Origin of the sequence: Sneathiella sp., assembly GCF_036960985.1 — a bacterium.
In the GTDB taxonomy this organism is placed as follows: domain Bacteria; phylum Pseudomonadota; class Alphaproteobacteria; order Sneathiellales; family Sneathiellaceae; genus Sneathiella.
On the sequence record NZ_JBALWD010000021.1, the window covers coordinates 1 to 25845 of the forward strand.

Consider the following 25845-nt stretch of genomic DNA (forward strand, 5'->3'; position numbering starts at 1 on the left):
CCTGAACAATCTTCGAAACATCCTCGGCCGAAAAGGTTACAATATGCAAAACAGGCCCAAAAATTTCTTGTTCTAGTGAGTCAATACCGTCAATTCTATATACAGCTGGACCAACGAAGGTTCCGTTCGCTTGGCCTTCCGGAACCTTAAGCTTTTTGATAAGACGCCCCTCGTCCTCCAGTTTTTGGCAATGAGCGTCGATCACAGTTTTAGCATCGCTATCAATGACAGGACCAACATCAACTGCAATGCCCCAAGGGTTACCGATAACCAATTCATCCATGGCCCCTTTCAGCATTTCAATTATTTTGTCAGCAATATCCTCTTGCAAATAGAGAACCCGCAGCGCAGAACATCTTTGACCTGCGCTTTGAAAAGCGGAAGCGATAATGTCCCGCACCGCCTGTTCAGGCAATGCACTGGAATCAACAATCATTGCATTTAACCCACCGGTCTCGGCAATTAGCTGGGCATCCGGTGCCGCGTTTTCTGCCATTGCACGATTGATGTTCTGAGCGGTAATAGTCGAGCCTGTAAAGCACGTTCCCTTAATGTCCGGATGCGAAACCAATTGAGCACCGACAATTGAGCCAGCGCCTGGAAGGAATTGTAAAACTTGAACCGGGATTCCCGCTTTATGCATCAATTGTACGGCTCGAGCGGCGATCAACGGCGTTTGTTCGGCTGGCTTCGCAATAACCGGATTTCCCGCGACTAGAGCCGCCACAACCTGACCCGTAAATATGGCAAGTGGAAAATTCCAAGGGGAAATACAGGCGAAAACGCCCCGTCCTGTATAATTGAGCGGATCGTCATTATTCCGTGCTCGCATCGCATAATACCGACAAAAATCAGCTGCTTCGCGAACTTCCGAAATGCCATCGAAAACTGATTTCCCCGCTTCGCGAGCCAGTAGCGCTATGAGTTCGATCCGATTTTCTTCGTAAAGATCGGCTATTATTTCAAGGATATCGGCTCTTTCGAGAACGGATGTCTCACGCCAGGTTTTCTCGACATTTACGGCGCAAGACATCGCTTCATCAACTTGCACAGCATCCGCATTTTGACAATAACCCACAATATCCGACCGCAATGACGGATTGGAAATTTCGTAACGGTCACCAGATGCCGCTTGACCACCAACACATGGGTGAGCTTCCCATTGATAGTTGTTATAGGTATTTTTGCTTCTTTGCAATTCGTGTAATACTAATGGATCTGCGAAATTGATCCCTAAGGAATTTTGGCGATTGGCGCCATACAAGCGAGCCGGAGTTGGAATTGCTGAATTCGATACGACGGAATAACCAAGAACCGCAGACACCGGATCTCGAACAACTTCACGAGCAGGAACGTCTGTATCTAAAACCTGATTGACGAAAGAACTATTCGCTCCGTTCTCGAGCAGGCGCCTGACCAGATACGCTAATAGGTCTTCGTGAATGCCAACCGGAGCATAAATTCTGCACCGCGTTTTATTTTGCCCCATAACGAGGTCATGCAATCCCTCTCCCATCCCGTGCAACCGCTGAAATTCATAAGAACCCGCCTTCCCCGCTGCTATCGACAGGATACCACTGACGGAATGCGCATTATGGGTCGCAAATTGAGGATAAATATGATCTGTCATGCCAAGGAGTTTTTTGGCACAGGCCAAATAACTGACGTCCGTCGATGCCTTGCGAGTAAAAACTGGATACCCTTCGAACCCATTTACTTGGGCAAGCTTAACTTCTGTATCCCAATAAGCACCTTTTACGAGGCGCACCATAATTCGACGATCTAGATCCCGCCCCAATTGATACAGCCAGTCAAGGACATACGTGGCTCGTGGCCCGTAGGCCTGTACGACAACACCAAAACCATCCCAACCGGCCAGATCCGGGTTGGAAAGTACCGCTTCTATCACGTCCAGCGACAAATCGAGCCGATCGGCCTCTTCGGCGTCGATATTGAATCCCATATTGGCGTTCTTTGCCTGAAAAACCAAACTGGAAAGGCGCGGAACGAGCTCATTCATTATCCGTTTTTTCTGCGTAAATTCATATCTTGGATGAAGAGCGGAAAGTTTAACCGATATTCCAGGGTTATTTCGAATATCTGAGCTTGTACAGCCTACGGACAAATTTGAAATCGCAGTGGAATACGCCATAAAATATTTTTGTGCGTCGGCAGCTGTTCGAGCGGCTTCGCCCAACATGTCATATGAATAAGTATATCCTTTATCCTCCATCCCTCGGGCACGGAGCCTTGCTTCGTCAATATTTCGCCCCAGGACGAATTGATGGCCCAACACTTTCATTGACTGACTTACGGCCTTACGGATAACAGGTTCGCCCATACGCTTGATGACGCGGCGGAGCTGAACGCCCACATCCCAGTCACTATTCGCTATAGGATGAATAACCTTGCCCGTTAGCATCAGCCCCCAAGTAGACGCGTTGACCAAAGGCGAGGCCGAATTGCCGAGATGTTTACTCCAATCCGCGGGCGCAATTTTGTCACTAATCAAAGCATCTATGGTTATATCATCTGGAACGCGCAACAATGCTTCAGCCAAGCACATCAGGGCGACACCCTCTTCCGTCGTCAACCCATACTCACTTAGAAACGTTTCCATTACTCCGGGATTATTGGCACGACGTAATTCTTCAACAAAAATAGCCGCATTTTCTACGATAAGGGCGCGAGCTGCGCTGTCCAAATCCAAATCATCAATTAATTTTAATATGGTGTCCGTTTCATCTGCAAGATAGGCAAGACAAATTTTGTCGCGGAGAGATGTTTCTAAATGAGCCATAGGACTGCCTTTATCAGCAAGAAAGAGAATATGGCTATAATATAGTATTTTTGATAGACTTAGTTCCTAATTTTTTCATAATACTTAGTCTATAAGATTATGGAATATATTATCACAGGTCTTAAGACTGGCTTTGTATAAATATTCAGGCGAAATGTCCGGACTAGAACTGCTAATTCACGTGCGATTTTTAATCAATAAATTCGCATGTAACGAATAGCATATTTACAGTTTCTCCATCTTGAGAAAGCGGCATAATAATATCTTCTGTCGCTTTGAAATCTGAGTTTTTCCCGGTGTAGGGTGTTTGCCCAGCGAGCGGCTGTCTAGTTTCAACAACCTTGACGCAATTGGAAAAAATCTTGCTGTCCGGGCCTTGGCCTTTAAAGCCAAGCTCACGCATTGTTTTACCTGTATTGTCTGTATGCAACATCTGCAGGGTCACTTTTGTACCGACGAGACGATACTTGAAATCTTGTGGACCCGCCATCACATCCAACAGGATTACATTGGGAAGAAACGACACCATGTCAGCTGGCGACATATCCGCACGTGACGGCATGGAGCGCGCGCCACGTAGCCCACCCCAATAATCGAGGGAAGATATGTTAACCGGACTTCTAAGACGAACATCCAGATTTATTGCACCGACGAGAGCCTTATCCAACTTGCCCCCGGCCTGCACTATCCTTGCGCGTAATTTTCCACATCATATAGATTGATTTACGCGTGATATCCTAACAACTACTTAAGTCTATTTTAGGAATCACGCATAATTCGGATATTCGCCAAAAATCGCTTGCTACGGGCGAATTCCGAAGGAAGAAACACCTGTTTTACGTAGGGGTGCCGCCATTTCCGCAAAATCACAGAGAATCTTTCGTGTATCCCTAGGATCGATTATTTCATCTATCAGGAACCGTTCTGCCGTCCGAAAGGGAGATCGAAGCCGATTAAGCCGTTCTTCGATTTCCTCCAATTTCTTTTCTGGATCGTCAGACGCCGCCAAATCCGCTTTGTAAGCTGCTTCAAGACCACCCGCGATAGGCAACGAGCCCCAATCACCCGAAGGCCAGGCATAACGCAAGTTGAAACGCCCAGAGTTCATATGCGCGGCGCCAGCGACACCATAGGTTTTACGGACAATCATTGCGCACCAGGGAACAGTCGCCTGAAAAATCGCTGTCATCGCTCTTACACCATAACGAATGGTCGCCTGGTCTTCGGCTTGGCGGCCCACCAGAAATCCCGGTATATCCACTAAATGCACGACCGGCATGTGGAAAGTTTGAACGAGATCGACAAACCGCGTCACTTTTTGCGAAGCATCTGCCGTCCAAGCCCCACCATAGTGATAAGGATCACTGGCGATGATCGCCACAGGCCAGCCATCAAGCCTAACAAATCCGGTGATAATTGAACGGCCCCATCGTTTTCCGATTTCGAAAAAACTACCCTCGTCAACGACTGCCTCAATAATTTTGCGCATTTTGTAAACTTTACGGGGGTCCCGCGGGATTGCCTCGATAAGGTTTTCTTCCCGGCGGTTCGGATCATCGTTACATTCCGTCCTCGCCGGAAGATCATAAACGGAAGAAGGTAAATAGGAAAGAAACCGGCGCGCGCGCTCAAATGCCTCTTCCTCTGTTTTCGCTTCGTCATCCACCGCGCCATTTCGCGTATGTATATCTGAACCGCCAAGTTCGTTTTTAGTTAGGTTTTCGCCAGTACGAGCGACAACGGGCGGGCCTGCAACAAACATCTGCGATGTTTCCTTGACCATGACGGAATAATGACTGGCGGCAACTCGCGCAGCCCCTAAACCGGCAGTCGACCCCAATGCCAGGGCAACGACCGGAACTTTCGCCAGATTATCAACCATCACTTCCCAGCCACTTACAGCGGGGACATAAGTCCGTCCTTCGGTTTCAATGGTTTTAACCGAACCGCCGCCACCAGTGCCGTCAACCAACCGAATAAGTGGTTGCTGCAATGTGTTTGCCATATCCTCGACATGGATTAATTTTTCACGTATCCCAGCGTCATTTGCCCCGCCACGAACTGTAAAATCGTCGCCGGCAACAACGACCCGCTTTCCGTTCACCCGCCCACGGCCGGTAATCAAGTTTGCCGGTTGCAAATCTAGAAGATTTCCGTCCTCGTCATACTCAGCTTTACCGGTGATTGATCCAACTTCCTCAAAGGAGCCTGGGTCGAGCATTTTGTCAATTCTATCGCGAACCGTCAGTTTTCCGGCGTTAACATGGCGCGCGATTTTTTCCTCGCCACCCATTTGTTTCGCGAGTTTTTGACGACGCTTAAGTTCTTCGACTTCTTTTTCCCAGCTCATGGAATTCCCTTTTTTTTGATTTTATTCTTTGGAATCGTGATGATGTTTAAATCTACAAGACCCCTTTGCGGCTGTCTCGAATTTTATAAATATCCTGATCGTCAAAACCTCTAATCTTGCGTGTTCCTCCGGATTCAATAAGAAACTGCTCGTTCAGGGCCTCTTTAACGGGACCATTGATCGTGATTTCCATTGCCTCTGAACATTCTTGCAGGCGGGAAGCAAGATTAACTGCTGGTCCAAAAATATCATATACATATTTCTGGATGCCAACGACGGACCCGACGACGGACCCTGACGCTATTCCGATCCGGCATCGCCATTGGTTCGGATGCCCCTGATTTCGGCGGTCCAGATACCGGATAAACCGCAGGGCCGTATTTGCGACGGCGCGGGCATGATCAGGCGTTGGATCCGGTAAACCGGCGACTGTAATATAGGCATCGCCGATGGTTTTGATGCGTTCACATCCGAACTGTTCACCAATTCGGTCAAAGGCACTATAAATATCATTGAGCTCACTGACTGTAACACTAGGATCTGCAGACGCTGCCATTTCGGTAAAGCCGACGAAATCTAGCATAAGAACGGATACCGGATCATAGAGCTTCGGTGTAACAACCCCAAAGGTTTTGAATTCCTCATACACGGAGCGTGGCATCATATTTAGCAGAAGCTTCTCTACCTGTTCCTTTTCTCGCTTAATCTCGCGGGTGTTCCGCTCAACCATCATTGAATAGGAATCGATCATGGATTCCATTTCGCGGATACGAGAGATGTTTTGACAAACAAGGACAATAAAGGCGCCTTCAGCTTCGGTTGTCAGCGTGAAATCCGCGGCAAATATCATCGTCCGGCGTTTTTTCCGAAAATTTAACTCCGCCGTAAAGCGCTTATTGGAGAGAAGTTGCTCACGAAGTTCTTTCGCGTCAAATTCCGGCAATAACTTCGGTAGCGTATCCTGCTCCGGTTGGGGAGCAAACCATTCAACAAACGTATCGTTTTGAAAACGAAAGCTGAAATCATCCGCATCCAGAAGCGCGACACCGACGCCGATGGCCCGTAAAAGTTGCTCATTAATTGCTGCAATAGACATGTTCTATCCTACTATGATCCCACGTCTGGCTTCCAACTCACCCATAACGGTCTCGGTATCATCTTCTGAAAACCCGTGATCCGTGAGTGTTTTCGCCAAAACTGCTTTCATTTCATCCATATGTTCATGTTTAATATCCAGATGCGTATGGAGCTGTTTCAAATGATCGTCCGAATACGAGGAAGGTCCCCCTAACAAGGATGCAATGAATTTCGTTTGATGATCAACAAGCTTGCTCATCTCCGTATCATCGAAAAACGGCCCAATTTCGTCACTATCAAGCAGTCGATCATAAAAATCCAAGACAACTCGGCTAACAGCTGAAAACCCGCCATATTTTTCAAAAAGTGTTTGATCAGCCATCGTACTACGTTCCTTGTTTGTTATAGCTATGTTTTTCTTCGCAGGAGACCACAAAAGAAAGGATAATATCCCGTTATTACTATGTCGAGTGTTTCCTATATTTCCCAACAATCTATTGTTCAGCCGCCATCTTACGATCAATTCTTCAACAGAACGCAGATAGTTTTCCCTACACTTCTTTAACTCGTGCTTTTATGCAACGAGTATCTGCGGTTTATCCAGCGTTTTTCCATAAACCTGTTCATCCGGTGACGCGTTGTCCGCGCGCACAATATCAAGCCAGTTCGAGTAGAAAGTTTGTCCCTGGTATTCCCAAGGGCAGGAGGGCGCTTGATCCAGAGTCGTTCTTGAAAATTGATATTTTGGTTTTACAGGCGACAAGCCTTTTGCCAGGTCACGCTGATACTCAACATTCAATGTATTCATCTCATACTCAAAATGGTTAAGGATGAAGGTTTGCTTTGCGATCTGGTCTTCCAATATCGCCGGTCCTGTTGTTGCGGATCCGGCAACAATTTTTACGGAGGGCAAACGAAACAAGTCGCTGTAATCCAGTGCTGAGTGCCGGGAGACCGGCGTTAGCAATGTATCAGATAAACCACGGAGCAAATCCGACGTAGAGTCAAAAACATCTTGAACCTCAACACCAAAGGCTTTGGTCGGAAGGTTCGTTTTTGCCACGTTATGATAGTGATACAAGGCTGCCTGAGCCGCCCAGCACACGAAAACAACCGGCACCTTGTTTCTGGTGATCGCACTCAAAACCCGGGTCATTTCAGCCCAGTAGTCAACGTCCTCGAAGCGAAGTTTTTCAACAGGCGCCCCGGTTATAATAATACCGTCCAGCGTTTTTATTTTCTCTTCGTCGATATGATCATAATGTCGGTGCAGGTGATAGGGCCCGCTTGTCCGGCAGACCTGATTGTTCAACCGGTAAAGTTTGAGAGAAACATTGAGATCATCCCGGCCCAAGCGGCGGGCAAATTGTCGCTCTGCCACTTGCTTGTCCGGCATCAGGTTCAAGAGCCCGATAACTAGATCCGTGGTACTGTTTCCTTCAAAAACCATCTGCCCTTCCTCACGAAGTTGGCGAGCGCAGGGCAATCCTTTGTTGATACAAATAGGCATGGTTCTACTCCTTCGTGGATAATGTATTCAAAATCGATCTAGAGACTGGTCTTTTCGAGCGCTTGCGAAATATCCGCAAGAATGTCGTCAATATGTTCGATGCCGACAGACAGCCGGACATATCCGGGCGTCACGCCTGCCGCGAGCTGCTGTTTTGAGGTAAGTTGCTGATGTGTTGATGTGGCCGGATGAAGCGCAAGCGTTCTTGTATCTCCGATATTGGCCACGTGATACACCATCTCCAGCGCGTCGATAAACCGCAACCCGGCGTCCCGGCCGCCTTTAATTTCAAAACCGACCAGCCCGCCAAATCCTTTTGCCATATGCTGATCTGCCCGCGCCTTTTTCACCCCGTCCATTCGCGATGGATGAATGACGGTATCCACTTTGTCATTCTGTGACAGAAAGTCCGCGACAGCCTGTGCATTCTTTGTGTGCTCGCGCATCCGAAGCGGCAGGGTTTCCAATCCCTGAATGAATTGAAAGGCACTAAACGGGCTCATACAGGGGCCCAGATCGCGGAGCATGGTAACCCTTGCCTTGATAATATAGGCGACGGGTCCCATTGGTTTGGTTGCTTCCGTCCAGACGGCCCCATGATAGCTTGGATCAGGTGTATTGAGCATGGGAAACCGGTCCGCATGCCTCTCCCAGTCGAACTGGCCACTATCAATGATCATGTCACCGATTGAGGTCCCGTGGCCGCCAATGTATTTCGTCGTCGAATAGACAACAATATGCGCCCCGAAATCAAAAGGTCGGCATAAAATCGGTGCCGCCGTATTGTCCATGATAAGCGGAACACCAATTCCTTCGGCAATGGCCGCAACATCAGATATGGGAAAAACCTGCAGTTTCGGATTTGGCAATGTTTCCGCGTAATACGCTCTGGTTCGCTCATCTGTCGCCCGTCTGAAATTCTCAGGATCCGTTGGATCGACAAAACGAACGTCAATCCCCATTGTTTTGAATGTATTGGCAAAGAGATTCCAGCTGCCACCATAAAGATCGGTCGAGCTGACAATATTGTCGCCTGTTGACGCAATATTCTGGATGGAAAGAGCCGTCGCTGCCTGACCGGAACTTACGGCCAATGAAGCAACGCCCCCTTCCATGGCAGCCATGCGCTGTTCCAGCACTTCTGTCGTGGGATTGCCGATACGGCTATAAATCGGGCCAAGCTCTTGAAGGGCGAAACGGGCGCAGGCAGTTTCCACATCGGGAAACTGGAAGGACGTGGTCTGGTGTATTGGAACCGCAACAGAACCTGTTGACGGATCGCCCCGAAACGACGCATGCAATGCAATTGTTTCTGGATGTGTAAAGTTTGTCATGTCATGTCCTCACTTTTGAAGTTGATATGGAATATTTTCTCAAGCAACCCAACGCAGGGCTTCGACGCCGGTTACGCGATATTGTTCGACTTCCAATACATGATGGAAAATTCTTGGATTAACCCACTCAGCGGCATTCACGGGGGCCATATGACCGAGGCCAGGCAACAGCGCCAGTTTCGCATTCGGGATAACCTGCGCAATCATGCTGCTGACCTGTTGCGTCACTTGTTGTGATTCCAACCCGACCATCATCATTGTCGGAACATTGATCGTTGCCAGCTCTTGCAGGGTCACTGTTTCTTCAAAACCATGAACAAAATTCTGTGCAACGGCGTCAATTTTAGAAACGAAGTTCTCCTGCAGTGCAGATGGCATCTGAGCCCATGTCCCGTCGCCGTTCCAGTAATCGATGAACGTCGCCATCCCGGTTTCTGGTGTCTTGTCGGCAATTGAGCTGTGCAGGCTATCTGCGACCGTCTTCATTTCATTGAAGAATTTCTGATTCCGATCGGTCGTGTTGCGGAGCAGGCAAAACAGAACCGGTTCGTAAACGGTTAAACTGACAAGCAGGTCAGGACGCAGGACTGCAACTTTCATGGCAACAGCCCCACCGTATGAGTGGCCGACAAGATGTACGGGCTGGCCCAGCTTTTCAATTTCCCGAATAACTGGCTCCGCATCAGCGGCAAAACCGACTTGCGATCCAGCGACTGGTTGGTCCCCGTATCCTGCAAGATCCGGTGTGATGACATGAAAGCGATCTTCAAGACATTCACAAAGCGACCGCCATTGCTTTGAAGAAGAGGCGGAACCGTGCAGGGCCATAACGGGGGCTGTTGTAAAATCTGTGTAGGTCATCTTGTCGCTCCATGCGGCTAATTGTTTATGACCGTAGTTTTCCTCCTTTCTTGTTTCAGTTCTTTGTCTGAAAAACAGGTTTATTGCTTCAATTGTTAAATTACGAAAACACACAAAAACACATATTTTCTGGTCTTTTGTGGAGTTTATGTGGTTTTATGTTGATAATTTCTGAAACAATTGAAACAAAACTGCTTCTATTAGATAATCTATTGAAACACAGTTGCGCTAACTTGAAATCATGAATGGTATCGAACAAATGTTAATGTCTTCAGCTAAACAAGAGACGCCGACCACCTCTTTTGCGTCTTTCACGGCCGAAGGGCGCTTAATTGCTGCCGCCCATGATTTTGATCAGCTATCGCTGAACGGGTCAAAGGCCGAAACACGTGCGGCAATCCTTGAGGCATATTTAAAACAGCTAGATCATTTTGATCAGGAAGACTTCACGCCGACAGCCGCCACCCTTAAATCAGCTGCGGAAAAATGGAGTGATGGCCACTCGGCGGCGATCGAGGTCAGATTGGCAAGTGGTGATTGGCGGCTTCTTTCCAGTTATGCCACCCCGGATGGCGGCAGCGTTTTGTTGAGCGTTGATATAAACAAGCAAAAATGGGAAAACGAGTTTTCAGAGTTTATGTTGCAAAACAGCCCTCTACCTGTTTGGGCGAATGATGCGGAAACCGGCAAATTACTTTATGCCAATACGGCGACCCATACCCTTTATAAGAAGGCGACCGCTGATGACAGCGAAATGGGGTTTAAAAAATTCTTCGCCAAAAACAACGAGGATCCCTCATTCAGAACCTTGATGAAAACCGGATATGACGACAATTACACCTTCGTTACCAAGAATGCCGGCGGCGAAGAGCTTTGGTTTAGTGGCGCCGCACGCCTTTTACGGTCCGGCGAAAAAGACATTATTGTCACGACCACACAAGACGTTACAGACAAAAAACGTCGCGAAGAAGAAATCAACAAGGCCAAGGAAATTTTATCTGACGCGATCGAAAGCCTGAGTGAAGGCTTCGCCCTTTATGATGAAGACGGCATTTTAGTTATGTTCAACGACAAATATCGTGAAATGAATCATGGGGTGAAAGATCTTCTCGAGCCTGGTTTGAACTGGGAAATTCTTGTGCGCGAAACGGCCCGGCGGGGCATCTACGCCGACGCCATTGGCAGAGAAAACGAATGGGTTAATGAACGCCTGGAAAGTGGTACGGAATTTATTCAGAATTTCGAACTCTGGCACGCCGACGGCAGTTGTTACACGGTTTCGGTTCATCCAACGAAACTTGGTGGCTTCGTCGTTACCCGCACAGATATTACCTCCGAGAAACAAGCCGACGAAATGCAGCGAGAAGCCGACGTGCTGTTACATAAGGTTCTAGAAGCATGCCCGGCAAATGTTCTTATGGCCCGGATTGGCGACGGACAAATAATCTATCGATCTCCAGCAGCCCGGGAACTTTTCGGCAGCACGGAATCAACGAAAGATCATTATGTCTATCCCGAAGACAATGCAGACTATTTAACTGATTTACTGCCGACCGGTCGGATTGACGATTTCGAAACATTATGTATTCGCCCGGATGGCACGCATTTCCCCGCAGCAATTTCCGCCCAGATAATTGATTATCGGGGCGAAGATATGATTGTTTCCAGCACGATAGATTTAACGGAGCAGCTTGAGGCGCGTCAAGAAATATCGTCGGCCGCAAAACGCTTAACAGATGCCATCGAATCCCTGGATGAAGCTTTCGCTCTATTCGATTCTGACCATGCGTTAGTCACTTATAACAATCTGTATATCGATTCTAACAAACCACTCAAAAATATTATAAAGCCCGGCGTCCGATTTGATGAAATCCTCTATGCGACGGAGAATTTGAGTCGTCAAAAGGATATTGAGCCCTTTATCCGCGCCTATGAAGACAGCAAGGAAGTTGGAAATGTCCGCGCCGAACGGCGGGATATTGAGGAAGAAGATGGCCGAATTTATTCTACTTCTATTAATCCGACATCAGAAGGCGGCTTTGTTGTCACGCGTCTAGATGTTACGCGGCAAAAGGAAATGGAGGCTGAGCAACGCGCCGCGGACGAAGTTGTTCGCCTTGTGCTGGAGGCCTGCCCGGTGCCGCTTCAAATGGTCAACTTTGCCGATGGCAATTTATTGTTCCGAAGCCCGGAAACCAGATCATTGCTCGGCGACCCGCCGTCATCCCGATCCTATTTTGTCGATCAAAATGCATTCGACTCTTACCGGGACGAGCTGCAAGAGAAAAAATTCGTAAACAACTATCGGATCGAACTCTACAACGCCAAGGGAGAACCCTTTTGGGGTGCGATATCCTGCCGCCTCATTGACTTCAGAGGAGAACAAGTCATCGTCGCCAATACACGGGATCTGACGGAAGAACTGTCCCTACAAGAGGAATTGGCGCGGCAACGAGAGATTTTGTTTCAAAGTGAGAAAATGTCAGCATTGGGTGAGCTCTTGGCGGGCGTCGCCCACGAACTGAATAACCCCCTATCCATCATCGTCGGACATTCCTTGATGATGCAGGAAGAAGTGACCACGCCCGGAACCGGGCGGCGTGTCGAAATCATTAGTAACGCGGCTCAGCGATGCGCTAAAATTATCAAGACTTTCCTTGCCATGGCCCGGCAAAAGCCGGCGGAGATGCAAGATATCGATATGAACATGGTCGTCGCCAGTGCCTTGGATGTTACGGATTTCGCCTCGGGTAAAGGCGGCATGGTACTTAAACGCGATCTGATGGAAAATTTGCCGTTGGTCAACGCCGATGCGGATCAGATAACCCAGGTCGTCGTCAATCTCGTCATCAACGCTGAGCAAGCCATTACAGCTAGCGGCAAACCGGGCCAGGTAACCCTTAAAACAGACTTTGATCCGGGATCTTCGGAAGTGATCATCCGTGTGGCCGATAACGGTCCCGGTATTCCAGAAGCCATATCCGCCCGCATATTCGAGCCGTTTTTTACAACGAAGGAAATTGGTCAGGGTACCGGTATCGGATTGGCGTTCTGCCATAGAATTCTGGAGTCGCATGGCGGCAGTATCACTGTAAAATCAACGGAAGGGCTTGGGACAGAGTTCACCCTGCGCCTCCGGGCAAATTCAGGCCTTGTGAGTGCATTATCGGAATCCCCCGAAATAAATCGATCCGCGTCAACCTGTACTATTCTGGTTGTTGATGATGAAGCGGATGTCGCTGAACTTATGCAGGAAATCTTGATTAAGGAGGGCTTCGACGTCAGCACAGCCAAAGACGGGAACGACGCTCTGGTTAAAATTTCCACCGAAACCTATGGCCTGATTTTAAGTGATTTGAACATGCCCGGCCTTGATGGCAAGGGTTTGTATGACCAAATTAAATCGCAATACCCGGATCTTGTGGACCGGATTGGGTTTATTACAGGCGATACAATGAGCGAGGATGCGCAGCAATTCCTGAAGCACGCAAAAAGACCAAGTATGGAAAAACCTATCAACCCTCGTGAACTTAGAAATCTTGTTTACGATATGCTGGAGGAGATCGGGGAACCGGTGAAGAAACATGACAATTGAAAATGCCCATATTCTCGTCTGCGATGACGAAGTCGATGTCCGGGAAATGCTCAAGGAATATCTCGAAAAACGCGGCTTTAAAGTAAGCGAAGCCGGCAACGGCGTTGAGCTGAGAGATGTTATTGAAAAGGATGAAATCGATCTGATCTTGCTGGATATCAATATGCCCGGCGAAGACGGTCTGTCTATCTTGCGTTCCGTCCGGGCCGAAAAGGACATCTGTGTTGTCATGCTGACAGCCGCGGGGGAGGTCGTCGACAGAATAATCGGATTGGAAATGGGCGCCGATGATTACTTGGGTAAGCCCGTCGATTTACGAGAACTCGAAGCACGGGTCAAAGCCGTTCTCCGTCGCCGCGACAACAGTGAAACGACGTCCGCCAAATCACCAACCAATAAGTTCGCCGCCTTTGGCGACTGCCGGCTCGATCTGGAAGCGGCGAAACTCTTCGGCGGCGATGGCCTGGAAATTGCGATTACCGCCATGGAATTCAGCTTGTTGAAAGTATTCGCGGAAAATCCAAAACGTGTCCTTAACAGAGACCAGATTTTAGAGCAGGCCCATGATCGGGGTTGGGATCCGTTTGACCGAAGCGTCGACATCCGGATTTCCCGAATTCGCCGCAAAATTGAGCCGATTCCTGAAAAGCCGCAAATTATCAAAACGATCCGCGGCATCGGCTATCTCTACGATCCGGAAGTTGCCTGAAGTCTATTTCGTGGGCTGCGAGCCCTACTCCGGAAGGGGGACGAAATCAGTTTCCTCTGGCACGCTGTCAAACCGCTGGGCCCGCCAATCTTCCTTGGCCTGCTCGATCCGGGATTTCTGCGTCGAGACAAAATTCCAATACATAAATCTCGGCTCAGACAACCTGTCTCCGCCAAGCACAGCGATCACACTGGGGTTTCGAGCCAGTAGCTCAGCTACTGGCTTGTTTTTAAGGACTGCCAGCTCACCGTCGCCCACAAGCCGGCCGTCAATCTCGATTGCACCTGAAACGACATACACCGCACATTCATCATAGTCCGGTTGCAGATGTACTTTACGGCCAGCCTCAACAGAAATATCAGCGAAGAAGAGTCGGGTGAAAGTCGGCACCGGTGACTGTTGTCCAAAAAGCTCCCCGACCATAAGCCGGCCGGCCCAGGCCGCACCAGAAATTGCCGGAAGCTCCTGTTTTGGGGTATGGGCAAAAGTCGGGTTGGTTTCTTCATATTCTTTCGGAAGCGCAACCCACAACTGCAACCCATTTAACGCCTGATGAGAACTCCTCGCCAGCTCGCTGCTCCGTTCCGAATGAACAATGCCTGTACCAGCTGTCATCCAGTTGACGTCGCCCGGAGATATTTCCTGCAGGGATCCCAAACTATCCCGATGCAAAATCGATCCCTCATAAAGATACGTCACCGTGGCAAGCCCGATATGGGGATGCGGCGGGACATCTATGCCCTGCCCGGCGGCGAGAACGGTTGGTCCCATATGATCAAGAAAAACAAAAGCCCCCACAGAGCGCTGCCTTGCCACGGGCAGTAGACGCCGAACAGTCAGACCGCCAAGATCCTTCGGCTTTCCAGAAATAATATGCTCGACGCTCCCCTGGGTCATAACCGCTCTTCTTGTTACTGGGCTGTCCAGCCACCATCAATGGATTGTAGACTCCCGGTAATATTTTCAGCCGCCTCGCCGCATAAAAACATTGCCAGCGCCGCCACTTGCTCAATGGTTGTAAATTTTTTGGTGGCCGCCGCGGCCAACATAACATCGTTGATCACTTCTTCTTCCGTCATCCCGCGGCTTTTGGCAGTATCCGGAATTTGTCTTTCAACTAAGGGCGTCCAAACATATCCAGGGCAAATGGCATTGACCGTGATATTGTCCCGAGCAACTTCCAGCGCCGCGGTTTTTGTGAGACCCGCCACACCGTGCTTTGCCGCCACATACGCCCCTTTATTGGGTGACGCGACGATGGCATGGGCAGAGGCGGTGTTGATAATCCTTCCCCACCCCCGTTTTTTCATGAGGGGGATCGAAAACCGCATTGTGTGAAAAACCGACGAGAGGTTAATGGCAATGATCGCGTCCCATGTTTGAGGCGGATAATTTTCTATGGGGGCAACAAATTGGATGCCGGCATTATTCATAAGAATATCGACGCCGCCAAATTCAGCATCTGCCGTTTTAATCAGGTCTTCAATCTGATCCGGTTTCGTCATATCGGCGTTATGATAAACACAGGTGATACCATTTTCCTCCGCCAGTGATTTACGAAGCGTTTCAATCTCTGCCGCATCGCCAAAACCATTAATCACGAGGTTACATCCCTCTGCCGCCAGGGCGCGGGCATAGCCTTCGCCAATACCAGAAGTCGAGCCTGTGATAACAGCCACTTTATCTTTCAACATAACGTCTCTTTTCTTCAAATTTAAAAGTTCAATTGCCTACAGCGGCCAGAAAAACATTATGGCCGGAACCGCTACCGCGATGACCAGGATTTCCAAGGGAAGCCCCATTCGCCAATAATCGCCGAATTTGTATCCACCCGGCCCCATAATCAACGTATTATTTTTATGACCAATGGGCGTCAAGAACGCACAAGACGCCGCAACGGCGACGGCCATGAGAAACGGATCCGGGCTGACGCCCAATCGGGTGGCGATATCAAGGGCTATGGGCGCCCCGATAACCGCTGTCGCTGTATTATTGAGGACATCTGATAATGTCATCACGACCAGCATTAAAACAAACAGAACCGCCATGGTCGACAAACCTGATGTCAGATAAACAATACCGCCCGCAATCAACGCCGTTCCGCCTGACGCCTCCAGCGCTGCACCAAGGGGGATCATGGATCCCAGCAAAACGATCACCGGCCATTCCACCTGATGATAGACTTCTTGAATGGGCACAATATCCAGCGCCACATAAGCAACAACAACAATTGCCAGAGCAACCGCCAAATATAATCCGCCAAAACTCGCAACCGCAATGGCAGCAGCAAAAATACCGGTGGCTAACCAGGCCCGTTTATATTGGGTTACAGATAAGCCCCGTTCGGCAAGCGGCAAGCAACCAAGCCATGTTGCAACTTCTGGAACCCGATCACTTGGTCCCAACAAAAGCAGAATATCCCCAGCTTCAATGTCGAGATGCCGGACACGGTCACGGAATTTCTTACCTTGACGGGAAACGCCCAGCAACGTCACGCTATGACGGGATAAAAGCCGCAGGGAAATCGCCGACCGCCCGTCAATACGACAATCTTTCGGGACAACAACTTCACTGAGGACCATTCCGCCGGAGGCCGTTTTCTCGTGGCGTTTTTCCCCATCAAATTCCAACTTCAATGCGCCGCGAAATTGGTCAATGGCTTTCGGGCTGGCGTCGACAACCAACAAATCTCCAGCGCGAATTTCCACATTACGGGCCTGCCCGGCCAATCGTTTATGACGGCGGACCAATCCAACAACCGCCACATCATTGTCATCGGCTGTATCATCAAGATCCCGAACCAGCTTACCGATAGCCGGGGATTCTTCAGGCACAACCAATTCCGCCAAATAGCCTTCCAGATCCAACAACTCACCCGTTGGACTTTTGGCATCTCGAATACCGGGTATCAGCCGCCATCCGATAATGGCGACGAAAAGAATACCAACAGTTGCACAGACAAGACCCACAGGTGCAAAATCAAACATTCCAAAAGGCTCGCCCAAGGCCTCTTCACGATAAGAGGCGATAATGATATTGGGCGGCGTGCCGATCAATGTAATCAAGCCACCGAGAATAGTCGCAAAAGCAAGTGGCATAAGCGTCAGCCGCGGCGCGCGCTTTGCCTTGGCTGCAGCTTGTAAATCTACGGGCATTAGCAGGGCTAGTGCCGCAACATTGTTCATAAAGGCGGAAAATATCGCGCCCAGTCCGCTCATGGCGGCAATATGCCCGGAAAGCTTCAAATCAAGCGCCGTTAATTTTCGAGTTATGAGATCGACTGCGCCAGAATTCACCAGGCCCCGTGACACGATCAAAACCAACGCGATAATGACTGTCGCCGGATGCCCAAACCCCGAGAACGCCAGGTTGGTTGGCACCAGACCCAGAACCAGTGCGATAATCAAGGCGACGAAAGCGATGAGATCATAGCGCCACCGGCCCCAGATAAGCATGGCAAAGACAACACCAAAAAGCGAGAAGAGGAGAATTTGATCCGTTGTCATGCAGATTTCTTCAGCATTGCAGCCATCATCTGATGGATGAGGTTGACGGCTTTCAGCGGCCGCACCATAACTTTGAATTCTGTTATTCTACCGTCTTCGCCCCAGGTGATGATATCGACGCCATTGAGCGTGATACCGTCAATAATCGTTGTGAACTCGAGAATAGCCTCGCGTTCACCAACAACTTCGCGGACATAGGAAAAATCATCTGAAAAAAGAACATGAAACGCGGCCGTCAAATACATTTGCGTAATTTGCTTGCCCCGTTGCGGCGTATGCACCACAGGTGAATGAAAGACAACGTCTTCATGGAGCAAGGCGTCAAGGCCTGCAGGATTATGAGATTTGACCAGTTTATGCCAGGTTTCGAGCGTATTTTCGATCATTTAGTAGCTTTCATCAGAATTAAGAAAGTGGCGGCTCCCGATTAACCATTTCCACCCGCACATCACGTTGCGGAAAGGGAATGCCAACACCAGCGTCTTTAAAGGCTTGCCATAATTTCACAAGGACTTCACTTGAAACATTGCGGCAGCCGGATTCCGGATCGGCTATCCAGAACCGTAATTCAAGATCAATAGCACTGTCTCCAAATCCGCGCATCAAACATTTTGGGGCGGGATTTTCCAGCACTCTGGCAACCTCGCCTGCGGTTGCTTCAATAAGCGATATCGTTTTTGGAATATCGGCATCATACGCAACACCAATAGGAACTCGCAGACGTACATTCTTTGAACTATAAGACCAGTTGATGACCTGTTGCGTGATCAAATCTTCGTTCGGAATAAGATATTCCATGGAATCCCGGGTAATAACGGAGGCGTACCGCGCGCCCATGGTATGGACGCGACCATATGTGGTGCCAACCTCAATGACATCTCCCGGTTTGATACTCCGATCCAGCAACAAAATAATTCCGCTGATGATATTGGAGACGATTTTTTGCAGGCCAAAACCAATCCCGACACCAAGGGCACCACTGAAAACCGCAAAGGCCGTAATATTGATGCCCGAATTAGATAATATGATCAGGATCGCGGCCGAAACCAACCCAACACGGATTAATTTCGACGTCAGTACTTGAACAGATGGCGTAAGCGCTTTGGATTTATTTACCCGTGCTTCCAAAAACCGCGAAAGACCAAAGGTTATCCAGAATACGACGATACCGGCAACGATTGCCTTTGCAATACCGAGCATGGAAATTCGGGTTTCACCCAGATTAAAGGCAAGTCCGTTTAAGAAAATGAGAGTCGGTTCAAGGAGCTCCAGAATACTCAGCGCCGTGATGACCCAAATACAGATGGCAACAAGGCGCGCCCAGACTTTATTCTGAGCAAGGCTTGTCACAATATTAATCAGAATCCAGGCACTTAACAGAGAACAGGTAACACTCAGAATTATAGACGGCGGCCCGACGCCTTGGAAAATTGCCAGAACGACAAATTCGATAATAAGCCATAAAAGCGGTAGCGAGAGCGCGGATAAAATTTCGATTGCACGAAAAAATGGAGATTGAGGCTGCAGGTTACTGGTTAAGGATTTCAATCCTGCCTGAACACGCCCTTGCAAAAAATACGCAATGCAAAATCCAACGATGACAACCGCGACCTGCGCAAGCACGTCAACATCCGAGCCATGCTCCATGACCCGTTCCCAGCCTGACAATAAATAGTCGCGTACTTCCTGAGCATTCATCGATGGAAGCTTAACTTGAACCGCGCGGAATTCAAACAACTATTGCCGGATCTTGTCGCAGGTACCCTGTTATTTTTCGTCGGAAGACGCGTCCACGAGGCCCAGAAAAGCATCAAGAAGTTTCGGGTTTGCCTTCGCCTCGTCGGCCGTTCCCGCCCAGACAGTCTTTCCAGATTCCAAAACACATACGTCTTCAGCAACATCAAGCGCGCGGGCTGTGTTTTGCTCGACAAACAGCAACGTAATGCCCTCGCCTCTCAGGCTATCAAGGGCGGCATAGCAAACATCAATCACTTTTGGCATCAACCCCAAGGACACCTCATCGATCATCAAAAGCTTGGGCTTCGCCATAAGGGCGCGGCCGATCGCCAGCATCTGCTGCTCGCCGCCAGACATTTTACCGGCGAACTGATCGGCCCGTTCGGCTAACCGCGGAAACAGATCAAAGACCCGATCCCGGTTAGCTTTTTCCTCCTCTTTAGGCCGGGAGTAACCGCCAACGGTCAAGTTTTCAACCGTCGTCAAATCAGGAAACAATCGCCGTCCTTCGGGTGCAACAGCGATGCCCAGATGTACCCGCTGCCGTGCCGGTAGATAGGTAATATCTTCTCCGTTAAAAATCACGGATCCTTGCGTAACCTGAACATGCCCAGCGATGGACATTATTGTCGATGATTTGCCGGCGCCATTTGGGCCCATCAAGGCGAAAACACTCCCGGCGTCAACCGTCAGGTTCAGATTGTCCACTGCTGTAAATTCACCATATCCACAGGCAAAATCCTTAAGCTGCAGCATTTTCGTCCTCCCCGCCCAGATAGGCGCGGCGTACAACCGGATCTTTCATAACGACCTCTGGTGGGCCATCTCCAATTTTTCGGCCATTATCCTGAACCACCAGTCTCGTGCAGATGCGCATCACTTCGCCCAGATTATGCTCGATAAGGATGATTGTCATACCATCGCCTTGCAGATCTTTAATGGTATCTGCAAGTCTTCCGGCTTCCGCATGGTTCAAACCCGCCAAAGGCTCATCCAGAAGGACAACCTTCGGATCAAGCGCCAAAGCCCGTGCGACTTCCAGGCGCTTAAGATACCCAAGAGAAAGGTTCGCGGGTTCTGCATCTGCTGCATCGGCAATTCCCACACGTTCCAGAATTTTTAGGGCCGTTTTCCGCTCGGCCCGTTTGTCTGTCTTGAAAAGAGCGGCTAGCGGGTTAGCTGTTTTCCGGTAACCGGCAGCCAAGGCCACATTGTCGAGCACGCTGAGATTACGAAGTGGGCGCACCAATTGTTGCGACAATCCCATTCCTTTTCTGATGCGCGCATGTATGGGCATACCAATCAGCTCCTGGCCCATGAGCTGAATGCTGCCTTCCTGCGGCGTCACCACACCGGTGATGGCGCGCATCATGGTCGTCTTCCCGGCGCCATTAGGACCTATAAACCCCAGCAGCTCCCCTTCATCAAGATGAAACGTAACATCATCAATAGCTGTCACGCCGCCAAATCTAACGGTCACATTCTTGATATCCAATAACCGAGTCATTCTCGAGCTCCTGCCACAGGGGAAGATTTCACCCGCCGGAGACGCGACCAAAGCTTTTGCGAAATTTCGGCGACACCGCCGGGACTAAATCGCATAACAAAAAACAGCAGTCCGCCGTAAACCAGCAATTTATAGTCATCAATAAATTGGAACCATTGCGGCAGCAAACTAAGAACAATCGCTGCGAAGACAACGCCCCATACGGAACCGATGCCGCCGATGACGACCATGGACAGAATGGAAATACTCTCAATAAAGCCGAAACTATCCGGATCGATAAATCGAATATGATGGGCGTAAAACGCCCCGGCGACACCGGCGATCGCCGTCCCCATGGCGAAGGCAACCAGTTTGTACCGGGATACATTGAGGCCGAGAACACGCGCCGTGTCCTCATCGGCGGCAACGGCATCAAAAACAAAACCCAGCCACGACCGTTTTAAATAAAGGCTGTAAATTATCGTCAGGCCAGCGATCAGCAGTGTCAGTCCCATAAAGGCGGGTTTGCCAAGGCCGATATCCGGGATCCCCGCAACGCCCATCTCGCCGCCCACGAAATCCCATTGCCCTACAACACCTAAAAACAGAAATCCGGCGCCCATGGTAGTGATGGCCAGAAAATCATCCCGGACCCTGAGGGAGGCAAGGCCCACAATAAGACCAAAAACTGTGCTCAAGACGGCGCCCGAGACGACGGCAAAGGCAAAAGGATAGCCCGCCTTTGTCATCAAGGCGGCGCAATACGCACCGATCCCGTAAAAAGCCGCGTGGCCCAGACTTATTTGTCCGCAAAACCCGGTAATGAGATTGAGGCTAAGCGCGACGGTTATCGCGATACCCATGGTGGTCAATAGTGTAATTTCGTATGCACCTATTCCAAACATCACGCGGCCTTTCCAAACAGGCCCTGCGGGCGCACCATAAGAACCAGGATAAGAAAGGCAAACGCAATGGCGTCCCGATCGAGATACTGGCCCAGATAAATCGTGCCAAAGGCCTCGATCACACCCAAGGCCAGCGCGGCAATCAAGGTCCCGCGCACATCGCCCAGGCCACCAAGAACAATAATTGCCAAGGCTTTATAACTGGGAACTGAACCCATCGTCGGCTCTACCAGATTATTGAGGAGTGCCACCATAACCCCGGCAGCAGCAGCCAAGGCCGACCCAATGAAGAAATTCACATAGCGTACCTTGATCGTATCGATCCCAAAGGATTCAGCCATTTCCGGATCGGTCACGGTTGCTTTCCAGGCCGTGCCAAATCGGCTCTTCCCGGCGATTATCGCTAAGCCGCCAAGTAAAATAACGGCCCCAAAAAACATTAAAATTTCCGCCGCCTTAAAATTCATGGCAAAGACAGCAACATTTTCCTGTAGCGGAGGATTATCAAAGGAGAGACCAAAGGGTCCGAAGACGATCCGGAATATTTCTTCCATCGCAATGAAAAGTCCGATTGAGGCGATCAGTGCGACGAACGGTGGCTTATCCAAAATCGGCTGATAGCATAACCGGTAAATGACCATTCCGATCAATCCGACGGACACCATCGAAACAACAAGTGCCAGGGTAAAGCTTCCCAACTGGTTGGTGATCAAAACACCAAAATAGCCGCCCAGCGTAAAAAGGCCGGCATGGGCCACATGCAATATGCGCAACAAACCGTAAACAAGGGTCAGTCCGACGGCAATCAAGGCGTAAATACTACCCTGAATAAGGCCCTGCGATAACAGATCTATAAACAGCATCTACCCGCCCTCCGACAGCGTCGTAGTCTCAAATAAAAAGCCGGAAAAGAAAAAAGGAGAAGATAAATATCTTCTCCTTCAGAGTGGGTCTAATTGGTTGGTGGGGCCAATAGTTTTTTATCGCTGATGATCGCGTAATGATGCCAAGCACCATCTTTCACGACTTGAACCTGCACATCTTTTTGAACTTCGCCGAGTTCGTTGAACGAAATTGTCCCGGTCGATGCTGTCAGGTTTGTCTGGGCGATCGCGTCACGAAGAGCCGCGGCGTCGCTTGTTCCCGCTTTTCTCATAGCATCTACCAAAACCTTGACCGCGGTATGACCGGAGGCGGCAACCATATCCGCGCTATAGCCGGCTTTCGCTTCAAAGGCTTTTATGAAATCCGTTGTCTCGGCAGAGTCTGAATCCCGATCCAAAGACGTCGTAATAATAACACCCTCAGCATCGGCCTTTGCAATCTTGATGAATTTCTCCGAGTCATAGCCTTCCTGTCCGATAATCGGTGCGGTGATCCCAGCAGAACGCAATTGGCTGACCAGTGGTCCTGCAGTGAAGAAATAACCTGAGGCATAAATGACATCTGGATTGTCAGATTTCACCTTTGTAACGATCGGCCCGAACTGGCGATCCTTGATGGAATATTCATACTCACTCACGACTTCGACACCGAAATCGCCGGCTTTTTCTTTAAATCCGGCTGCCAGTGACTTGCCAAAATCATTTTTAAGAGTGATCACAACTGCCCGCTTCTTGCCCAAAATTTCGCCCGCAAGTTTTGCGCCCGCACGGCCCTGAACTTCACCAACAAACGATGTCCGAAAGACATAATTACCAGATTTAGTGATTTCTGGGTGCACGGCATATGCCGCGATGTATGGAACACCGGCGCTTTGAAAAATGCCCGCAGCCGCCCGCGTCGCACCAGAGTAACTTCCGGAAATCGCCGCGACGACTTCGTCTTTTTCAACGAGTTTTGTGGCGATCGGAACCGACTGCTTTGGAGACGCTTGATCATCATAGACAACAAGCTCGATCATCTTACCATCAATGCCACCAGTGGCATTTGCCTGTTCAACAGCCAATTCGGCGCCGATAAGTGCAGATTTTCCATCTGCTGCGGCAAATCCTGTTTGCGGTACGTTCATCCCGATTTTCACTGTATCGGCCCATACGGCTGTTGCCGCAACGCTCATGATAAGGCCTAGAGCCAGCCCTTTGATTTTAGGTGTCATTGATTTTTACTCCCCAATTGCATTTGTATATATACATTAGGAGAGGCTACAAATTAGAGTCAAGGAAAATTTGTATATACAAATACTGATGCCCGTTATTTGGCCAACGGCAGACATAGGAATAGCCGTCCATTAGCTGTATTGATTAGACATGTTTCTTGTGAATACGCTATGCTAAGTATCGTCAAATGATTTGGTAACTTGAATACCAAACCACCCCCTCGCACAAGGCTTTCAAAATAGATATGCATTCTCCCGCCATCACTACAGACACGCCTTTTTTGGACAGTAAATATTCCTGGCTTCGCCTTTTCATATCGGTAATGATCTCTGTTGTCGGCAGCGCAGGAATGTGGATTGTAGTTGTTGTAATCCCGTCCGTGCAAAGTGAGTTTGGCGTCGATCGTTCAGATGCGACTCTTCCGTTCACGGCTGTTATGGTTGGATTTGCAATCGGCAATCTTGTGCTCGGACGGCTGGTTGACCGATTTGGAATAGTAGTCCCCATGGTGATGGCGGCAATACTACTTACTCTCGGATTTGCCTTAACGTCTCAAGCATCCAATATTTGGTCATTTGCGGTCTATCAGGGTGTTTTCATCGGAATCGGATCCGCAGCAGCCTTCGGCCCTTTGATTGCCGATATATCCCATTGGTTCGAGAAACGGCGTGGCATTGCAGTCGCCGCTGCCGCAAGTGGGAACTACATTGCAGGAGCTGTCTGGCCATTCTTGTTAAAAGATATCATCGCCGCAGACGGTTGGCGCGATGCCTATCTCATTGCCAGCCTTGCGTCTTTGGTCATAATGTTACCGATGGCATTTTTACTCCGTCGTAGAATACCTGCGCAAACAGTTGATCTAGGCAACACCGGCAGCACCCATTTGTCAGGTCTGAAATTTATCCAGTTATCCCCAAGATCTCTGCAAATTCTGCTTGGCGTCGCCGGCGTCGGATGTTGCGTCGCCATGTCCATGCCGCAAGTCCATATCGTTGCGTATTGTGCAGATCTCGGATATGGGGTCGCCGCTGGTGCGGGAATGCTCTCTATTATGCTGATAGGCGGCATATTCAGTAGATTGGCTTCCGGGATGCTCGCGGACTATATCGGCGGTATTCGCACAATTCTTCTGGGATCGTTCCTGCAATGTATGGCGCTTTTCCTCTATATACCTTTTGACGGCTTGATGTCCCTATATGTAGTTTCTCTCATTTTTGGATTGTCGCAAGGCGGACTGGTTCCCGGATACGCGCTTGTGGTTCGCGAATATCTGCCGGCAAAGGAAGCCGGAGAACGTGTCGGCCTAGTCATCATGCTAACTGTTGTTGGTATGGCGCTTGGCGGTTGGATTTCAGGATGGATCTATGATCTTACGGGATCCTATCAGGCGGCATTCGTCAATGGTATCGCCTGGAACATGTTGAATATGTTAATAATGGCTTTCTTACTTTGGCGAACAAAGGAACCAGACGCGATTCCAGCATTACAATAAGGAGGAATTTAATGAAATTTTCTGTCACCCATGAAGAAGATACTGAATTCGCCGGAGATGGCCTCCGTGGCTTTTTTGAATATCGTGACCTTGGTATCAAAGACGCGACCAACGGTAAATTTGGGGCCCATGTCATTCGGGCTGTTCCTGGAGCTCATGCCATAGGCAACGATCACACGCATACCCTGGAATTTCAAATGGTCTATATATTAAAAGGCTGGGTCAAATTTTGGTACGAAGGCGTCGGTGAAGTCATCCTCAAGCCTGGATCTTGTGTTCATCAAACTCCCGGGATAGTTCATCGGGAAATCGAGCATTCAGACGATCTGGAGTTAATCGAGATTACATTGCCGGCAGAATTTCAGACTGATGATGCTTCCTGAT

22 protein-coding genes are annotated in these 25845 nt (G+C 49.4%); 4 read left to right on the forward strand and 18 right to left on the reverse strand.

What is annotated here, in order from left to right:
* The 8 genes from putA to V7723_RS12685 form a co-directional block, all read right to left on the reverse strand.
* On the reverse strand, positions 1-2800 hold a 2800-nt coding region (putA, locus tag V7723_RS12650; protein WP_335684841.1), incomplete at its 3' end, for a bifunctional proline dehydrogenase/L-glutamate gamma-semialdehyde dehydrogenase PutA.
* A gap of 190 nt (positions 2801-2990) precedes the next feature.
* On the reverse strand, positions 2991-3467 hold the full coding sequence (locus V7723_RS12655; protein ID WP_335684842.1) for a PAS domain-containing protein: 477 nt from the start codon (positions 3465-3467) through the stop codon (positions 2991-2993).
* Between the two features lie 135 nt (positions 3468-3602).
* Positions 3603-5150, reverse strand: coding sequence for an acyl-CoA carboxylase subunit beta (locus V7723_RS12660; RefSeq protein WP_335684843.1), 1548 nt, complete (start codon positions 5148-5150; stop codon positions 3603-3605).
* 52 nt (positions 5151-5202) lie between these two features.
* Positions 5203-6246, reverse strand: coding sequence for an adenylate/guanylate cyclase domain-containing protein (locus V7723_RS12665; protein ID WP_335684844.1), 1044 nt, complete (start codon positions 6244-6246; stop codon positions 5203-5205).
* A 3-nt stretch (positions 6247-6249) separates the two neighbouring features.
* Entirely contained in the window at positions 6250-6609 is a 360-nt protein-coding gene (locus tag V7723_RS12670) for a group I truncated hemoglobin (RefSeq protein ID WP_335684845.1), read from the reverse strand.
* A gap of 192 nt (positions 6610-6801) precedes the next feature.
* Complete coding sequence (locus V7723_RS12675; protein WP_335684846.1) at positions 6802-7737, reverse strand: homoserine O-acetyltransferase/O-succinyltransferase family protein; 936 nt, start codon at positions 7735-7737, stop codon at positions 6802-6804.
* Positions 7738-7775: 38 nt separating this feature from the next.
* Positions 7776-9071: an O-acetylhomoserine aminocarboxypropyltransferase/cysteine synthase family protein gene (locus V7723_RS12680; protein ID WP_335684847.1), complete on the reverse strand. Its 1296-nt coding sequence runs from the start codon at positions 9069-9071 to the stop codon at positions 7776-7778.
* Between the two features lie 39 nt (positions 9072-9110).
* Entirely contained in the window at positions 9111-9932 is an 822-nt protein-coding gene (locus tag V7723_RS12685; protein ID WP_335684848.1) for an alpha/beta fold hydrolase, read from the reverse strand.
* Positions 9933-10197: 265 nt separating this feature from the next.
* Here V7723_RS12685 and V7723_RS12690 point away from each other — a divergent pair, with 265 nt between their 5' ends.
* Together V7723_RS12690 and V7723_RS12695 are read left to right on the forward strand one after the other, a co-directional pair.
* A complete protein-coding gene (locus tag V7723_RS12690) occupies positions 10198-13527 on the forward strand; it encodes a PAS-domain containing protein (RefSeq protein WP_335684849.1) in 3330 nt (1109 codons plus the stop codon).
* Complete coding sequence (locus tag V7723_RS12695) at positions 13517-14236, forward strand: response regulator (protein WP_335684850.1); 720 nt, start codon at positions 13517-13519, stop codon at positions 14234-14236. Before V7723_RS12690 ends, V7723_RS12695 begins: the two co-directional genes overlap by 11 nt.
* 24 nt (positions 14237-14260) lie before the next feature.
* Here V7723_RS12695 and V7723_RS12700 read toward each other — a convergent pair whose 3' ends face one another.
* The 10 genes from V7723_RS12700 to V7723_RS12745 form a co-directional block, all read right to left on the reverse strand.
* Positions 14261-15133 (reverse strand): pirin family protein, encoded by an 873-nt coding sequence (locus V7723_RS12700; RefSeq protein WP_335684851.1) that lies wholly within the window; start codon positions 15131-15133, stop codon positions 14261-14263.
* Positions 15134-15147: 14 nt separating this feature from the next.
* A complete protein-coding gene (locus V7723_RS12705; RefSeq protein ID WP_335684852.1) occupies positions 15148-15930 on the reverse strand; it encodes a 3-hydroxybutyrate dehydrogenase in 783 nt (260 codons plus the stop codon).
* 36 nt (positions 15931-15966) lie between these two features.
* Complete coding sequence (locus V7723_RS12710; RefSeq protein ID WP_335684853.1) at positions 15967-17742, reverse strand: SLC13 family permease; 1776 nt, start codon at positions 17740-17742, stop codon at positions 15967-15969.
* The gene (locus tag V7723_RS12715; protein WP_335684854.1) at positions 17739-18128 is read right to left on the reverse strand and encodes a nuclear transport factor 2 family protein; all 390 of its coding nucleotides are present in this window, start codon (positions 18126-18128) and stop codon (positions 17739-17741) included. Before V7723_RS12715 ends, V7723_RS12710 begins: the two co-directional genes overlap by 4 nt.
* A 19-nt stretch (positions 18129-18147) precedes the next feature.
* Positions 18148-19440, reverse strand: a complete 1293-nt coding sequence (locus tag V7723_RS12720) for a mechanosensitive ion channel family protein (RefSeq protein ID WP_335684855.1) — start codon at positions 19438-19440, stop codon at positions 18148-18150.
* A 69-nt stretch (positions 19441-19509) separates the two neighbouring features.
* The gene (locus V7723_RS12725; protein ID WP_335684856.1) at positions 19510-20235 is read right to left on the reverse strand and encodes an ABC transporter ATP-binding protein; all 726 of its coding nucleotides are present in this window, start codon (positions 20233-20235) and stop codon (positions 19510-19512) included.
* Positions 20222-20986 (reverse strand): ABC transporter ATP-binding protein, encoded by a 765-nt coding sequence (locus tag V7723_RS12730; RefSeq protein ID WP_335684857.1) that lies wholly within the window; start codon positions 20984-20986, stop codon positions 20222-20224. Before V7723_RS12730 ends, V7723_RS12725 begins: the two co-directional genes overlap by 14 nt.
* A complete protein-coding gene (locus tag V7723_RS12735; protein ID WP_335684891.1) occupies positions 20983-21870 on the reverse strand; it encodes a branched-chain amino acid ABC transporter permease in 888 nt (295 codons plus the stop codon). The genes V7723_RS12730 and V7723_RS12735 overlap by 4 nt, the downstream gene beginning before the upstream one ends.
* Positions 21870-22733 carry a branched-chain amino acid ABC transporter permease gene (locus V7723_RS12740; RefSeq protein ID WP_335684858.1) on the reverse strand — a complete coding sequence of 288 codons (864 nt, stop codon included), beginning with the start codon at positions 22731-22733 and terminating at the stop codon, positions 21870-21872. Before V7723_RS12740 ends, V7723_RS12735 begins: the two co-directional genes overlap by 1 nt.
* A gap of 89 nt (positions 22734-22822) precedes the next feature.
* The gene (locus tag V7723_RS12745) at positions 22823-23968 is read right to left on the reverse strand and encodes an ABC transporter substrate-binding protein (protein WP_335684859.1); all 1146 of its coding nucleotides are present in this window, start codon (positions 23966-23968) and stop codon (positions 22823-22825) included.
* Between the two features lie 245 nt (positions 23969-24213).
* Between V7723_RS12745 and V7723_RS12750 the strand changes: the two genes are divergently transcribed.
* Positions 24214-25461: an MFS transporter gene (locus V7723_RS12750; protein WP_335684860.1), complete on the forward strand. Its 1248-nt coding sequence runs from the start codon at positions 24214-24216 to the stop codon at positions 25459-25461.
* An 11-nt stretch (positions 25462-25472) separates the two neighbouring features.
* On the forward strand, positions 25473-25844 hold the full coding sequence (locus tag V7723_RS12755) for a cupin domain-containing protein (protein WP_335684861.1): 372 nt from the start codon (positions 25473-25475) through the stop codon (positions 25842-25844).
* The last annotated feature ends 1 nt before the right edge of the window (position 25845 follow it).

Bases quoted from the DNA above. Each gene is read 5' to 3' on its own strand.
- V7723_RS12755 (WP_335684861.1), top strand. From the start codon at position 25,473: ATGAAATTTTCTGTCACCCATGAAGAAGATACTGAATTCGCCGGAGAT.
- V7723_RS12670 (WP_335684845.1), bottom strand. From the start codon at position 6,609: ATGGCTGATCAAACACTTTTTGAAAAATATGGCGGGTTTTCAGCTGTT.
- V7723_RS12690 (WP_335684849.1), top strand. From the start codon at position 10,198: ATGTCTTCAGCTAAACAAGAGACGCCGACCACCTCTTTTGCGTCTTTC.
- V7723_RS12730 (WP_335684857.1), bottom strand. From the start codon at position 20,986: ATGACTCGGTTATTGGATATCAAGAATGTGACCGTTAGATTTGGCGGC.
- V7723_RS12710 (WP_335684853.1), bottom strand. From the start codon at position 17,742: ATGACAACGGATCAAATTCTCCTCTTCTCGCTTTTTGGTGTTGTCTTT.
- V7723_RS12695 (WP_335684850.1), top strand. From the start codon at position 13,517: ATGACAATTGAAAATGCCCATATTCTCGTCTGCGATGACGAAGTCGAT.
- V7723_RS12725 (WP_335684856.1), bottom strand. From the start codon at position 20,235: ATGCTGCAGCTTAAGGATTTTGCCTGTGGATATGGTGAATTTACAGCA.
- V7723_RS12740 (WP_335684858.1), bottom strand. From the start codon at position 22,733: ATGCTGTTTATAGATCTGTTATCGCAGGGCCTTATTCAGGGTAGTATT.
- V7723_RS12705 (WP_335684852.1), bottom strand. From the start codon at position 15,930: ATGTTGAAAGATAAAGTGGCTGTTATCACAGGCTCGACTTCTGGTATT.
- V7723_RS12685 (WP_335684848.1), bottom strand. From the start codon at position 9,932: ATGACCTACACAGATTTTACAACAGCCCCCGTTATGGCCCTGCACGGT.
- V7723_RS12745 (WP_335684859.1), bottom strand. From the start codon at position 23,968: ATGACACCTAAAATCAAAGGGCTGGCTCTAGGCCTTATCATGAGCGTT.
- V7723_RS12665 (WP_335684844.1), bottom strand. From the start codon at position 6,246: ATGTCTATTGCAGCAATTAATGAGCAACTTTTACGGGCCATCGGCGTC.
- V7723_RS12715 (WP_335684854.1), bottom strand. From the start codon at position 18,128: ATGATCGAAAATACGCTCGAAACCTGGCATAAACTGGTCAAATCTCAT.
- V7723_RS12750 (WP_335684860.1), top strand. From the start codon at position 24,214: ATGCATTCTCCCGCCATCACTACAGACACGCCTTTTTTGGACAGTAAA.
- V7723_RS12680 (WP_335684847.1), bottom strand. From the start codon at position 9,071: ATGACAAACTTTACACATCCAGAAACAATTGCATTGCATGCGTCGTTT.
- V7723_RS12700 (WP_335684851.1), bottom strand. From the start codon at position 15,133: ATGACCCAGGGGAGCGTCGAGCATATTATTTCTGGAAAGCCGAAGGAT.
- V7723_RS12720 (WP_335684855.1), bottom strand. From the start codon at position 19,440: ATGAATGCTCAGGAAGTACGCGACTATTTATTGTCAGGCTGGGAACGG.
- V7723_RS12735 (WP_335684891.1), bottom strand. From the start codon at position 21,870: ATGTTTGGAATAGGTGCATACGAAATTACACTATTGACCACCATGGGT.
- V7723_RS12675 (WP_335684846.1), bottom strand. From the start codon at position 7,737: ATGCCTATTTGTATCAACAAAGGATTGCCCTGCGCTCGCCAACTTCGT.
- V7723_RS12660 (WP_335684843.1), bottom strand. From the start codon at position 5,150: ATGAGCTGGGAAAAAGAAGTCGAAGAACTTAAGCGTCGTCAAAAACTC.